Origin of the sequence: Komagataeibacter sp. SM21 (assembly GCF_041402665.1) — a bacterium.
Taxonomy (GTDB): Bacteria; Pseudomonadota; Alphaproteobacteria; order Acetobacterales; family Acetobacteraceae; genus Komagataeibacter; species Komagataeibacter saccharivorans.
In genome coordinates this window covers 333009-347291 of the sequence record NZ_JBGLOV010000001.1, presented here as the reverse complement: position 1 = coordinate 347291, position 14283 = coordinate 333009, and the positions used below count along the sequence as shown (strand labels likewise).

11 protein-coding genes are annotated in these 14283 nt (G+C 63.2%); 3 read left to right on the top strand and 8 right to left on the bottom strand.

Translation table 11 applies throughout. From position 1 onward, the window contains the following. Positions 1–7: 7 nt before the first annotated feature. Genes ACBR42_RS01510 through ACBR42_RS01500 form a run of 3 tightly spaced genes read right to left on the bottom strand, consistent with a single transcriptional unit; the run spans position 8 to position 4494 of the window. The gene (locus tag ACBR42_RS01510) at positions 8–748 is read right to left on the bottom strand and encodes a MarC family protein (RefSeq protein WP_371207109.1); all 741 of its coding nucleotides are present in this window, start codon (positions 746–748) and stop codon (positions 8–10) included. 31 nt (positions 749–779) lie between these two features. Next, a complete protein-coding gene (locus tag ACBR42_RS01505) occupies positions 780–2876 on the bottom strand; it encodes a lysylphosphatidylglycerol synthase domain-containing protein (protein WP_371207108.1) in 2097 nt (698 codons plus the stop codon). A 10-nt stretch (positions 2877–2886) separates the two neighbouring features. Continuing rightward, positions 2887–4494: a lysine--tRNA ligase gene (locus ACBR42_RS01500; RefSeq protein WP_371207107.1), complete on the bottom strand. Its 1608-nt coding sequence runs from the start codon at positions 4492–4494 to the stop codon at positions 2887–2889. A 132-nt stretch (positions 4495–4626) separates the two neighbouring features. Here ACBR42_RS01500 and ACBR42_RS01495 point away from each other — a divergent pair, with 132 nt between their 5' ends. Continuing rightward, a complete protein-coding gene (locus ACBR42_RS01495) occupies positions 4627–7572 on the top strand; it encodes an ATP-dependent DNA helicase (protein WP_371207161.1) in 2946 nt (981 codons plus the stop codon). Positions 7573–7612: 40 nt separating this feature from the next. Here ACBR42_RS01495 and ACBR42_RS01490 read toward each other — a convergent pair whose 3' ends face one another. The 3 genes from ACBR42_RS01490 to groES form a co-directional block, all read right to left on the bottom strand. Continuing rightward, a complete protein-coding gene (locus ACBR42_RS01490) occupies positions 7613–7816 on the bottom strand; it encodes a cold-shock protein (RefSeq protein WP_010507660.1) in 204 nt (67 codons plus the stop codon). A 295-nt stretch (positions 7817–8111) separates the two neighbouring features. After that, positions 8112–9761, bottom strand: a complete 1650-nt coding sequence (groL, locus tag ACBR42_RS01485; RefSeq protein ID WP_102324529.1) for a chaperonin GroEL — start codon at positions 9759–9761, stop codon at positions 8112–8114. A 62-nt stretch (positions 9762–9823) separates the two neighbouring features. Then, positions 9824–10114: a co-chaperone GroES gene (gene groES, locus ACBR42_RS01480; RefSeq protein ID WP_102324530.1), complete on the bottom strand. Its 291-nt coding sequence runs from the start codon at positions 10112–10114 to the stop codon at positions 9824–9826. A 438-nt stretch (positions 10115–10552) separates the two neighbouring features. Between groES and ACBR42_RS01475 the strand changes: the two genes are divergently transcribed. Next, complete coding sequence (locus ACBR42_RS01475; RefSeq protein ID WP_102324531.1) at positions 10553–11215, top strand: dienelactone hydrolase family protein; 663 nt, start codon at positions 10553–10555, stop codon at positions 11213–11215. A gap of 252 nt (positions 11216–11467) precedes the next feature. On the opposite strand, the gene ACBR42_RS01470 is transcribed toward ACBR42_RS01475, so the two are convergent. Continuing rightward, positions 11468–12373 (bottom strand): S-methyl-5'-thioadenosine phosphorylase, encoded by a 906-nt coding sequence (locus ACBR42_RS01470; RefSeq protein WP_102324532.1) that lies wholly within the window; start codon positions 12371–12373, stop codon positions 11468–11470. Then, complete coding sequence (locus ACBR42_RS01465) at positions 12363–13178, bottom strand: cytochrome c1 (RefSeq protein ID WP_132305762.1); 816 nt, start codon at positions 13176–13178, stop codon at positions 12363–12365. Before ACBR42_RS01465 ends, ACBR42_RS01470 begins: the two co-directional genes overlap by 11 nt. 170 nt (positions 13179–13348) lie before the next feature. Between ACBR42_RS01465 and hemF the strand changes: the two genes are divergently transcribed. Then, the gene (gene hemF, locus ACBR42_RS01460; RefSeq protein WP_371207106.1) at positions 13349–14257 is read left to right on the top strand and encodes an oxygen-dependent coproporphyrinogen oxidase; all 909 of its coding nucleotides are present in this window, start codon (positions 13349–13351) and stop codon (positions 14255–14257) included. Positions 14258–14283: the final 26 nt, after the last annotated feature.

Here is a 14283-nt window from a genome sequence, read left to right as displayed (position 1 = left end):
CGCGGCTTTATTCCCCTGCTGCCGCCAGAATGGCGTGGGCGGTGGACAGCGCCACGCCCTGCACGCCCGTAATCAGGATCTGCACGCCAATGGACAGCAGGATCAGCGCCGCGAGGCGTGAGACAATACGGGTGCCGGTCTTGCCCAGCAGGCAGAGCAGTTGTTCGGCATAGGCGTAAGCCGCCCATACGACGGCTGCCACCAGAAGGGCTGCGATTGACAGCACGCCATAAAAGACGATGTGGCTGCCCCCAGTCGGCCCTTCCGATCCCAGCGCGATGGCGACGGCAATGGTTCCTGGCCCTACGGTAAAGGGCATGGTCAGCGGGAAAAATGCCTGCCCCATCATGTTACTGCTGATCTGGGCGTGATTGTTCTGTGTCGCCTGGGCCTGTTTTCGGGCTTCCTCGGTTTCCGGGGCCTGAAGCAGGGACCAGGCCCGCACGGCCACCACCAGTCCCCCGGCGATGCGCAACGCATTGATGCTGATACCGAAAAAGGACAGGACGGACCCGCCGATCCAGATCGAGGCCAGCATCAGCATGGCGGAATAGAATGCGACCTGACGCGCAAGGGCAATGCACAGGCGCCGGTCATGCCCGCTGGTGACCTGCGCGAAGATAAGTGCGGCCCCCAACGGATTGACAATGGAAAACAGCGCGGGAAACGCCATAAGGAACGCGCCCGACAGGCTGGGCAACCCGACAACTGTGGAAAAATGGGTAAGCAGCCCGTCATGCGCCGTCATGAGCGTATCCTTCAGCCGGGTGAAACGTCCATCAGTCTTCCACCTGTCCCGATGGCGCGAAGGTCCGTGCCAGAAGGGGGCGTATGGCAGGCAGGTCCCGGGCGGCCGCACACAGGAAGGATGGGGAAGCGTCCTTCCCCTCAGTCACCAGCGGCCATGATGTCAGCCCCAGTTCATTATAGACAGGCAACAATGTCATGCCTACACGCCAGAAGACCGGTCTGCGCCCTTCCTGCACCGCAAGGTCGCGCAGCCACCATATGGCGGATGTGCAGTCATCCGCATCCCCCGCCGGGTCCCCCAGTCCGATCAGATAGACACCCACGCGCACGAAAGGCAGCAGCGCCTCCCGCCGTGCGCCCGGTATCGCCCCCGATGGGGCAGGCGTAACCTCCCCCAGCACGTCAAGAGCATGGTCAAGGCCACCATACTGCGCCTGCGTTTCGGCATCCCATGGCAGCACATGGATGCCGCCGGGCCGCACCAGCCGCACAATCATGACCAGCCCGAGCATGACCGCCAGCCCCAGCGTCCACTGGGCAATGCCGGGACGTGATGCGAACAGCATGATTTCCCACCAGCTACCGCCAACGGAATCATGCGGCCCCGCCAGCACGAGGATCAGGATCGAGCCGATCAGCAGCACAAGCGACAGGATGGTCTGGAACGACAGCGGCTCGCTCATGATCCGGGCATGCCGGTAATAGGACCCACGGAATGGCGCGATCAGGATACAGACCAGCATAAGCAGTCCCGGCACGGCCATGGGCGACCCCCGCAGCAGGGTCAGGCCACAGGCGATGGACAGCAGCACCATCGTCGCCTTCCATGCCAGCGTCACACGCTGCGACAGGCCGATGCCAAGACCGATCAGCGCAACCCCGATAAGGGAAAGCAGATAGTCCCCCATCAGGACAAAGGCAGGCTGCATGCGGCCTGCGTTCATCCAGCCTTCAGGGTCAAGCAGCGTCAGGGCCAGCAGCATCCCGCCACAGAGCGAGACGGCCCCCGTCGCGACCGCCACGGAAAAATCCGCCTCGCTTTCGCGTATGACCTGACTGGGGCGGTCCGTGCGCGGCCCCCGCAGCGGCCTGCGCGCACCGACCTTGCGCGACAGGGCTGCATCCCCGCGCAGGAATATTTCATGCGCGGCGAACATGATGCCCGCCACGAACAGGGGGACGATATAGTAGAACAGGCGGAAGATCAGGATGGCGGTCACGATGCGCGTGGCGGGCAGGTAAGCCCCCAGCGCCAGCATCATTGTCCCGTCAAAGACGCCCAGCCCACCCGGCACGCTAGCCACCAGACCCGCCGTATAGGATGCGATGTAGATAGCCAGGAACGTCCCGTAATCCAGTCCCGGCGCGGATGGCAGAAAGGTGTAGGCGATGGCTGCCGTCGCCGCGACTTCCAGCGCCGCCACCACCGTCTGCATCACCGCCATGGCGGAGGACGGGAAGGTGATCTGCCACCGCCAGACCCGAATTTCGTCCACGTAGCGGCCCATGATGACATAGGCGATCACGCCACCCCACATAGCCCCCCCCACAAGACGCATGAGGATGGAAGGCAGGGTCTGGCCGATGAAGGGCACCGTCCCCGGCTCCAGCAGCAATACGCTGCCGATCAGCACGGCGGCCCCCAGCAGGTAGGTCGCGGAACAGAAGGCAATGATCTGGGCAACCTGAAACGGTCTCAGCCCCCAGTTACCATACAGCCTGAACCGCACCGCCGCGCCCGAAATGGCCGAAAAACCAAGATTATGCGACAGGACGTAGGAACAGAAAGCCGCAAACGCCGTGCGCCGGAACGACAGCGGGCAACCCACCTGCCTTACGGCCAGCCAGTCATAAAACGACAGGATAAGGTAGGACAGCAGCGTAAAGCCCGCCCCGGCCCATAATGTCCCGACGGGAATGGCCGCAAGCGCCTGACTTATGTCGTGCCAGTGCAGGTGGCGGACCTCGCGCTGGACCACGACAATGGCGGCAACCAGCAGCAGCAGGCCCAGCACGTGCGGCAGATGCCGTATCAGTCCCCGTCTGGCGGGCGCGGGGGTTACGCCCTTTCCCCCATCATCCACATCGGGATGGGCCATGGCGTCATGTTCAGGACGTTCGGCCATGGGCAGGCTCCTAGCCCGCGGCCCTCTCGTCACGGAGGAGGGCTGCCTCAATCAGGGCGACGGTTTCCGCAATCCCGTACAGCGCAACAAAAATCCCGAAACGCGGCCCCTCCTTCTGCCCAAGCAGCACTTCATACAGACAGCCGAACCACGCACGCAGCGGCTCGAAGCCATGGGTCTTGCCAATCTCGAACACAAGGTTCTGGCAGGTATCGGGGGAAACCTCCTCCCCCTCCAGCCCGCGCAGGGCTTCGGCCAGATCGGACAGCGCCTTGCGCTCATGCGGTTCGGGCGCGCGGTAGTGCTTCGTCGGGCGCACGAAATCGGCGTAATAGACGATGGCATGGTCCACCAGACGCGCCAGCATGGGGCAGCTCTGCGGCGTGGCGGCGGCATCGTAACGCTGGATGAACTTCCACAGCACATCCGGCGTCTCGGCATTCGCGACGGATGCGAGGTTGAGCAGCATGCCAAATGTGACCGGGCTGCCCGCATCGGCGGGAATATTGCCCGCATGGATGAACCACGCCGGGTTGGTCATGAGGGCCGCATCATCGGCAGGCAGCGTCTTCGCCTTGCCGACATGGGCCAGATATTCATCCGTTGCCTTGGGGATGACATCGAAGAACAGGCGCTTGGCGCGCTGCGGGGCATTGAACATATACTGCCCGAGACTTTCCGCGGGCGCGTAACGCAGCCATTCCTCAACCGAAATCCCGTTACCCTTGGACTTCGATATCTTCTGTCCGTTCTGGTCCAGAAACAGCTCGTAAGTCAGGCCCGCAGGCGGCTGGCCGCCAAGGATACGGCAGATCTTCCCCGACAGGCGCACGCTGTCGATCAGATCCTTGCCCGACATTTCATAGTCAACGCCCAGCGCATACCAGCGCATGGCCCAGTCGGCCTTCCACTGCATCTTGGCATGGCCGCCCGTTACGGGGGTCTCGAAGGTCTCGCCTTCCTCATCCGTCCAGCGCACGGTACCCGCCACCGGGTCGATCGCATCCATCTTCACCTGCATGACCTGGCCGGTACGGGGATGGATGGGCAGGACGGGGGAGTAGGTGGCACGCCGTTCCTCGCCCAGTGTCGGCGCGATCACGGCCACGATCTGGTCGTGTACTTCCAGCACGCGCTTCAGGGCGGCGTCGAAACGCCCCCCTTCATAATACAGGGTGGAGGACGCGAATTCATATTCGAATCCGAACCCGTCAAGGAAGGCGCGCAGACGGGCGTTGTTATGCGCGGCGAAGGATTCGTGCGTGCCGAACGGATCGGGCACGCGTGAAAGCGGCTTGCCGATGAACTGGTGCAGCATCTCCTGATTCGGCACGTTTTCCGGCACCTTGCGCAGGGCATCCATATCATCGGAAAACGCAAGCAGCCGCGTGGGCAGGCCGGTCAGCTTCGTGAAGGCCTGACGCACCCATGACGTGCGCGCGACCTCGCCAAACGTGCCGATATGCGGCAAGCCGGAGGGACCATAACCCGTTTCCAGCAGCACGGGCCGATCCGCCGTGACAGCGCGCGCGCCAACATGCGCGGACAGTTTGGCGGCCTCCTCAAACGGCCAGGACTTGGGGAGGGGCGAGATAAGGGGACGATGCTGTTCTGACATGGACCGGCAAGCTATGGGCAGGAATGACGCGGGTCAATCCATCCTATTCAACACCGCAGGACGCAGCAATGATAATGATCTGACACGCGGCGGGCGACAGACGCCCACAGGTACCCTATATCATTGACCGAGATGCCAGACACCCCGCCCCTGCCGGACAGCGCACCGGCGATCCTTCCCCGGCACGGCGCATGGTCGGTCCTGACCCCGGATGGAGAAATCCTGTCCATGACGGCGGCCGAAATCCGGCGTGACCTGCCGCACTGGCCGGCCATTCTGGTCATTCACGCCCCGGCCACGGCGCGCAGGCTGGACCTGCCGCCCCCGCCGCGCCCCTGTCCATGGCTGGACCTGCTGGAACTGTTCGCCTTCGCCATGCCCGCGCATGGCGTGCCCCCCACGGCGCGTGGACTTGGGGGGGCGCTGGGTATTGCAGCACACCGGCTGGATGCGCCCGAGGCCGACCTGCTGCCCGATCTGGCATTCGCACTGCTGCGTCACATCGCCCGCAGCCGCAACACGCCACAGGGCGGCATCATGACCGCGCTGGCATGGCGCATGCGGCAGGCGGGATGGGCATGGGGGCCATCCGTCTGTGCCGCGCTGGGACTGGATGCGGCCGGGCCCTTGCCCGCAGGCGTGATCCAGCCCGCCGAAGCCCTGAAGGTCTGGACGCGCCTGCCAAAATGGGAGGACACCGCCCCCCGCCCGCCACCAGCCGCCCAACCGGTAACGGGGGATGAAGCCTGCGACCACCTGCGCGCCATTCTGGGCGAAGGGGCCGAACACCGTCCCGCGCAGGAAGCGTTCAGCCACCTTGCCGCCCGGGCCTTTGCCCCGCGCACCACGCAGGGCGATCCGCACATGGTGCTGGCGGAAGCGGGAACCGGCACGGGCAAGACCCTTGGCTATGTCGCACCGGCCAGCATCTGGTCGCGCCGCAACGGAGGCGCTGTGTGGATCAGCACCTATACCCGGCACCTGCAACGCCAGATCGAGACGGAACTGGCCCGCCTGTTCCCCGATCCCGCCATCCGCCGCAGCCATGTGGTCGTACGCAAGGGGCGCGAAAACTATCTATGCCTGCTGAATATGGAGGAGAGCGTGAACATCGCCCTCTCCCGCGGGCAGGCGGCGAATGCCACCATTATCGGGCTGGCGCTGGTTGCCTTGTGGGTCGCCCATACCGATGATGGCGACCTGTTTGGCGGCGATCTGCCGGGCTGGTTTGCCGACCTGTTCGGTCGCGGGCTGCTGACCGGCATTGCCGACAGGCGTGGCGAATGCATTCACGGCGCCTGCCCGCATTACCAGCAATGCATGGTGGAACATTCCATCCGCCGCGCCCGCACGGCCGATCTGGTCATCGCAAACCATGCGCTGGTGATGTCACAGGCGGCATGGCACGCGCTGGACGGGTCGGACACCAATAACGAGGACAATACCCCTACCCGCTACATCATGGACGAAGGGCATCACATCGCCGATGCGGCCGACAGCGCCTTCGCCCTTGAACTGTCCGGGCTGGAGGCGGCTGAACTGCGGCGCTGGCTGCTGGGGGCCGAAGGGGCACGGTCGCGCGCGCGGGGCCTGCGGCGGCGGCTGGAAGACCTGCTGGTTCACATCCCGCGCATCGAAACCCCGCTTGATACGGCCCTGATGGCGGCACGCGCCCTGCCCGCCCCCGGCTGGTCGGCACGCCTTGCCGCGCAGGACCCGGCCAGCAAGACCGCCACCGTCCCCACAACCGACCTGCCCGACGGTACGGGCGAACCCGTGCTGTCCAATCCATCGGAAATGCTGCTGCATGAACTGCGCCAGCAGGTTCTCGCCCGCACGCAGGGCAGTCCCGAAGGCGGCCAGCGTCGCAGCGACAGTGAATGCGACCTGCACCCGATGCCCGATTCCCTGCGCATGGCGGCACAGGGACTGGAACGCGCCCTGCGACGACTGGCCGAGCCGCTGCGCACGCTCGTCGCGCGGCTGGAGGAAGTGCTGGATACCGAAGCGGACTGGCTGGACACCCCCATGCGCGAACGGATTGCGGCGGCGATCCGCTCCATCCGCCGCCGTGCCCTGTCCCGCGTCGATGGCTGGTGCGCCATGCTGGGCACCCTGCAGGCCGGAGAGCGCCCGCCCGAAGGCGAGACCCCGCATTATATCGACTATATCCGCATGGACCGGCGCGACGGACAGAACCCCGGCGAGCGCGATGTAGGACTGTATCGCCACTGGCTGGACCCGACCATACCGTTTGCCAGTGTCCTGGCCGCCCCCGCCCACGGGGTGCTGATTACATCCGCCACCCTGCGCGACGAAACGGGCGGGAGCAGAACGGAAGAAGAAAGCGAACGCGCATGGGATGCGGCGGAAGCCCGATCCGGCGCGGTCCACCTGCCATCGCCCGCCATAAGGGCGTCCTTTGCCAGTCCGTTCGATTATGCGCAGCAGAGCCGTGCCTACATCATCACCGATGTCGCCCATGACGATCCGGCGGCGCTTGCCGGTGCCTACCGCACCCTGTTCATGGCGTCCGGTGGTGGGGCGCTGGGGCTATTTACCGCCATATCGCGACTGCGCGAGGTCTACAGGCGCATCATCACCCCGCTGGAAGCAGCGGGACTACCCCTGTTTGCCCAGCATGTGGATCCGATGGACAACGCGACACTGGTGGACATCCTGCGCAGTGAACGCAATGCCTGCCTGCTGGGAACCGATGCGATGCGGGATGGAGTGGATGTGCCGGGCGATGCGCTGCGGCTGGTCGCCTTCGAGCGCGTACCGTGGCCACGCCCGGATATCCTGCACCGGGAGCGCCGCATCCACCTGTCCGGTGGGGCGCCGGGGCGTTATGACGACATGATCGCCCGCCTGCGCCTGCGTCAGGCGTTTGGTCGCCTGATCCGCAGTCGGCAGGACAGGGGCGTATTCGTCCTTCTGGACAGGCGCACCCCGTCACGCCTGCTGTCGGCTTTTCCCGAGGGGGTAATGGTCCGCCGCCTTGGCCTGAGCGCCGCGGCACGGGAAATTACGGAGTTCCTGCAGGCGCACGATACCTCCGCAGACCAGCTTTCCTGATCTGGTTCCCGCAGACCTTCCCCCCTGACCGGGAGAGACGTCAGAGCGCCTTGAGGTTGGTCGCAGCAGCCTTGCCGCGCTCCATGGCGATGTCATAGCTGACGGCCTGATCTTCGTTCAGACCACGCAGGCCAGCGGCCTGAACGGCGGTGATGTGGACGAACACGTCCTTGCCGCCATCATCAGGCATGATGAAGCCAAAACCCTTGGTCGCGTTGAACCATTTTACTTTTCCGGTAGCCATAGCCAGTCTCTTCTCCAGCGCCATCCTTGCCGGTCCTAATACCGGGAATCCGGGCGCGTGCCTTTACGGCCATGAAAAAAACGGGGCATCCGGAAAACACCCAGCCACTTTCACGTCGTTCGTGCTCCATAGGGGCAGCATGAAATGGGCGTCCATGTCAAATACTCCTGACATCACATACGCCGATGCCCCATGCACGGGGCATGAAAAAAGGGGGAAAGGCCACTGGCCCTTCCCCCTTTTTTTTCGTCGGTCCGGGTGGCCCCCTGCGGGAGCCACGCAGGAACAGCGTGGATCAGAAATCCATGCCGCCCATGCCACCCATTCCGCCCATGCCACCTTCCGGCATCGCAGGGGCCTTCTTTTCCGGGCGCTCGGCCACCATCGCTTCGGTGGTGATGAGCAGGCCGGCAACCGAAGCCGCATCCTGCAGCGCCGTGCGGACAACCTTCATCGGGTCGATGATACCGGCTTCCACCAGATCCTTGTAATCACCGATCTGGGCATCGAAACCGAAGGTGTAGGTATCGTTTTCCAGAACCTTGCCGGCGATGACCGCACCGTCTTCACCCGCGTTGTGGGCGATCTGGCGCAGCGGAGCCTGCAGGGCCTTGCGGATGATGTCCGCACCGACGCGCTGGTCGTCGTTATGGAAGTGCAGGCCACCCAGCTTGGTGGATGCGCGGGCAAGTGCGGTGCCACCACCGGGGACAATGCCTTCCTCAACCGCCGCACGGGTCGCGTGCAGGGCATCGTCAACGCGGTCCTTGCGTTCCTTCACCTCGATCTCGGTGGAACCACCGACGCGGATCACGGCAACGCCGCCTGCCAGCTTCGCAAGGCGTTCCTGCAGCTTTTCACGGTCGTAGTCGGAGGTGGTTTCCTCGATCTGCGCACGGATCTGGCTGCAACGGCCCTTGATGCCCTCGCTGTTGCCAGCGCCTTCGACAATGGTGGTGTTTTCCTTGTCGATGTGCACCTTCTTCGCGGTGCCCAGCATGTCCAGCGTGACGCTTTCCAGCTTGATGCCGAGGTCTTCGCTGATGACCTGGCCACCGGTCAGGATCGCGATGTCTTCCAGCATGGCCTTGCGACGGTCACCGAAGCCCGGCGCCTTGACGGCGGCGATCTTCAGGCCACCACGCAGCTTGTTGACCACCAGGGTCGCCAGCGCTTCGCCATCAACGTCTTCCGCAATGATCAGCAGCGGACGGCCGGACTGCACAACCGCTTCGAGCAGCGGCAGGATCGGCTGCAGCGAGGACAGCTTCTTTTCGTGGATCAGGATGTAGGGGCTGTCCAGATCGACGGTCATCTTTTCCGCATTCGTCACGAAATACGGGGAGATGTAGCCACGATCGAACTGCATGCCCTCGACCACGTCCAGCTCGGTGTGCAGGCCCTTGGCCTCTTCCACCGTGATGACGCCTTCGGAGCCGACCTTCTGCATGGCCTTGGAGATCATCTCGCCGATTTCATGTTCGCCATTGGCGGAAATCGTGCCGACCTGTGCCGTTTCAGCCGGGGTCGTGATCTTCTTCGCGTTCTTCTTCAGCTCTTCAACGACAACGCCGACAGCCTTGTCGATGCCGCGCTTGAGGTCCATCGGGTTCATGCCTGCGGCAACAGCCTTGGCGCCTTCACGCACGATGGCCTGCGCCAGAACGGTTGCCGTGGTGGTGCCGTCGCCCGCGATGTCGTTGGTCTTGGATGCGACCTCACGGACCATCTGCGCGCCCATGTTCTCGAACTTGTCGGCCAGTTCGATTTCCTTGGCGACGGAGACACCGTCCTTCGTGATGCGCGGCGCGCCGAAGCTCTTGTCCAGAACGACGTTACGACCCTTCGGGCCAAGCGTCACTTTTACCGCATCCGCAAGGATATCAACGCCGCGCAGCATGCGCTGGCGGGCTTCACCGCCGAACTTTACGTCCTTGGCTGCCATTTTCTTTTCTCCGGTATGGAAGGTTTCTTAAAAGGTTACTCGGTGCGAAAAGCGCGGGGTGGTCAGCCGACCACGCCCATGATGTCGCTTTCCTTCATGATCAGCAGTTCTTCACCGTCGATCGTCACTTCCGTGCCCGACCACTTGCCGAACAGGACGCGGTCACCCGCCTTCACGTCCAGCGCCACGATCTGGCCCTGTTCGTTACGGGCACCTGCGCCCACCGAGATCACCTCGCCTTCCATCGGCTTTTCCTTGGCGGTCTCAGGGATGATGATACCACCTGCTGTTTTTTCCTCGCTCTTGAGGCGACGGACGACCACACGGTCATGCAGGGGACGAAATTTCGTCATGGATGGATCGCTCCACATCTATAAAAAAGGTAACGCCCTTGAATTAAGCAACGCCACCGGTTTGGCGCGCGCGCCAGGCCGCATCGCGTTAGCACTCCCCTCGTGAGAGTGCTAATACCCAGATAGGAAGCACCCCGACGGGTGTCAAGAACACCGCATGGCTGGAACAGGCCTAAATCGCACAATCCCGGCAGCAGACAGGACAGTCACAAATTTAACCGTTAATTATCAATATATTATCGCATATTAAGCTTTCATGACCGAAAGCTGTGGGCTGCTGCCATACAACCGCATGGCACGGCCCCTCCCCCGATTCCGGTTCCCCGCATTGCAGGGTCGGAGTCCTTGAAAAACCCGCCTTCACGCTGTTTCATATTGACGCGGCGGGAACGGGCATCATTCTTTTCCCGCAATGCAGATAAGAAATGAGGGACCACCATGGGCGCAGTCGTAACCGTTACCGCGGCAGACGGGCATACGTTTTCCGCTTACCGGGCAGGCCGCCCATACGCCGCGCGCAGCGTGGTGGTCGTACAGGAAATTTTCGGAATCACGCCCTATATCCGCGCCGTATGCGATTCCCTGGCGGAGGCGGGCTATCAGGCCATCGCACCCGCGCTGTTCGACCGTGTCCGCCGCGATACCATCCTGCCCTATGACAGCAATGGCGTGCAGGAAGGGCTGAAACTGCGTGCCGAGGTGGGCGAAGAAAACGCGCTGAGGGACCTCACCGCCGCCGCCGGGTGCCTGACCACGGAAAAGAAGGGCATCATCGGTTTCTGCTGGGGTGGCAAGCTGGCATGGGAAGCGGCATGCCATACAACCACCTTTTCCGCCGCGGTCGCCTGGTACGGCGGCGGCATTGCCGCGACCCGCAACCAGACGCCCAACTGCCCCGTGCAGCTCCATTTCGGGGCGGAAGATGCCCATATTCCCGCAAACGATGTGGACGCCATCCGCGCCGCGCATGAGGATATTGAAATCTTCACCTATGAAGGGGCCGATCATGGCTTTGGCTGCACGGATCGCCCGTCATATGACGAAGCGGCGGCCACGCTGGCCATGCAGCGCAGCCTGAGCTTTTTTGAACACTGGCTGTAAGAGAGTGTTTGAAAAGAAATCTTTAATAAAAACAGGAAGGTTTCTGGATGCCGCTTTTTTCAAAAAGGCGGCGTCTTCCGAAGCTTTTTGAAAAAAGCCTCACCGGGAACGTCCGTATGATTCCTGGATATTTCCCGACAGGCTTTGCAAACGGCCTCAAGGAGCGCCCCGGTAAGGCGACGGGCCGGATACACGCTGTTTCCGGCCCTTTATCCCGCTGCCTGTCTTGCGGCAGCGGGAAAGTCACACCAGTCAGGCGCGGTTCAGCACACGGCCCGCAACCGCATCCAGCTTGGCCAGCAGGGCGGGATCACGCTTTTCGGGTGCGGTAATCAGCGCGTGTTCCAGCGCACGGTCACAACCGGCGTAACACGGCCCACGCTTCGCCCCCAGCCGGGGGATGACCGAACGGACCAGCGCCCGCGCGCGGCTTGCATTTTCCTGCATCACCTTGACCACGGCATCCACTGTCACGCTATCGTGATCGTCGTGCCAGCAATCATAATCGGTGACCATGGCGACGGTTGCGTAGCAGATCTCCGCCTCACGGGCGAGCTTGGCTTCCGGCATGTTGGTCATGCCCACAACCGAACAGCCCCATGAGCGGTAGAGGTTGCTTTCGGCACGGGTGGAGAACTGCGGTCCTTCCATGACCAGATAGGTACCGCCACGGGTCACATCCAGCCCCAGTTCCCGACACTGGCCTTCCAGCACGTCGCCAATACGCGGACATAGCGGATCGGCCATGCCGACATGGGCCACGCATCCGGTATCGAAAAAGCTCTTTTCGCGCGCGAAGGAACGGTCGATGAACTGGTCGATCACCACGAAATGGCCCGGCGGCAGTTCTTCCTTAAGCGAGCCTACGGCCGAAAGCGACACGATGTCGGTCACGCCCGAACGCTTCAGCGCATCGATATTGGCGCGGTAATTCAGCCGTGACGGCGGCAGCGGATGCCCGCGCCCGTGCCGGGGCAGGAACACGCAGCGCACACCGTCCAGACGACCGAACAGCAACTGGTCGGACGGCTTGCCCCATGGGGTTTCGACCGTGCGCCACTCCTTGTCCTCAAGACCTTCGATATCATACAGGCCGGAACCGCCGATCAGGCCGATAACCGGCTCGATCTGCTCATCAGTGGCAGGATTAGGGGACATTGGACCATGTTCTCCGTTTCAGACAGATGGAAAGAATAAGCACGAACACAAGGAACACGACCGCGCCCACCCCCAGCCGGTGGCGTTCGGTCAGGTGCGGCGTCGCCACCCATGCAAGGAAAGTGGTGACATCGCGCGCCTGCTGCGCAACCGTGGCCGGTGTGCCGTCGGGGTAGGTCACGCCGCCTTCATGCAGCGGCGGCGGCATGGCGGTCAGTCCCTGCGCGGCATAGGGATTGTGGAACATGCCCTGCGGCACGACCATGCCGGGGGGCGCAGGCTGGCCGTAACCGGTCAGGAACGCATAGATCCGGTCCACCCCACCGGGATGGACCACCGCCAGCCGGGACTGGTCCGGCGGCATCACGCCATGATTGGCCGCAGCCGCCGTTCGGGCATCGGGATAGGGGGAAAGCAGGTGGTCATCCGCGCTGGCCGGGCGCGAAAGCGCGTGCCCCCCGGCATCCACGCCCGCTGGCACATGATGGGCATGGGCTATGGCGTCGACATCGCTTTCCTTCAGGCCAAGGCCCGCAAGGTCGCCATAGGTAACCGATTTCATGCCATGGCAGGCGGAGCAGACCTGCGCGTAAACGGTATAGCCGCGCTGGACCGCGCCCATGTCGAAATGCCCAAGCGGCCCCTGAAAACTCCATGTCTGGCGGGGCGGTTCACGGTAATCGCGCGCCATGGCGGAACCACCTGACACAAGGCCAAGGGCTACAAGACCCGACAGCAGCGCGCCATGGCGCCGTGCGGCGTGCCTGCCGGGCGTATCGCACCGCTGTTGGCCCTGCTCATCCATGTCCGCTCCCGCCACAATTCCGTACCCCTTTTCGCGCCAGTATCCCACGCTGGCAACCTTCCTAGCGGCAGGATGACGGGTCTTGCAATTGCCCGTCTTGCAATAGGCGGGACAAACGGGCACCCGTAATATCCTTTGCGAATGACCTGAACGGGCAGAACGATACGACCATGACAATTTCCCGCACACCAGTCGCCCATGACGCGCTGAAGGACACGGCCCGGACGTGGTTTGAAACCCTGCGCGACCGCATATGCGCAGCCTTCGAGCAGATCGAGACCGAAGCCGCTGCCGCCGGCGCGCCCACCCTGCCGGGCAAGGAAACACCGGGCCGTTTCGAGCGCACGCCCTGGAACCGCACCAATGAGGACGGCACGCCCGGCGGCGGCGGTGTCATAAGCCTCATGCGCGGGCGTGTATTTGAAAAGGTCGGGGTCAATGTCTCGACGGTAAGTGGTGAATTCAGCCCCGGCTTTCGCGATTCGATCCCCGGCGCATCGGAAGATCCGCGCTTTTTCGCAACAGGCATAAGCCTTGTTGCCCATATGTGCAGCCCGCTGGTGCCCGCGGCCCATTTCAACACCCGCATGATCATCACCACACAGGGCTGGTTTGGCGGCGGCGGCGACATTACGCCGATGTTTCCCGAAAGCGCCGAAGCCATCAGCGACGGCGAACGGTTCCATGACGGGTTCAGACAGGCATGCGAAAAGCATGACCCCGAATATTATCCCCGCTTCCGCGACTGGTGTGACAAGTATTTTTACCTGCCCCACCGTAATGAACCGCGCGGGCTGGGCGGCATTTTCTATGACCGGCTCAATACCGGCGATCTCGATGCGGATTTCGCCTTTACGCGCGATGTGGGGCTGGGCTTTCTGGAAACCTACCCCGATATCGTGCGGAGCCGGATGATGGAACCGTGGACGGAAGAACAGCGCAAGGCGCAGCTTGTCCGGCGCGGACGGTATGTGGAGTTCAATCTCCTGCATGACCGGGGCACGATTTTCGGCCTGAAAACGGGCGGAAACACCGAAGCCATCCTCATGAGCCTTCCCCCCGAGGTCCACTGGCCATAAGAATAGCCCATGCCCGCCCGACACAC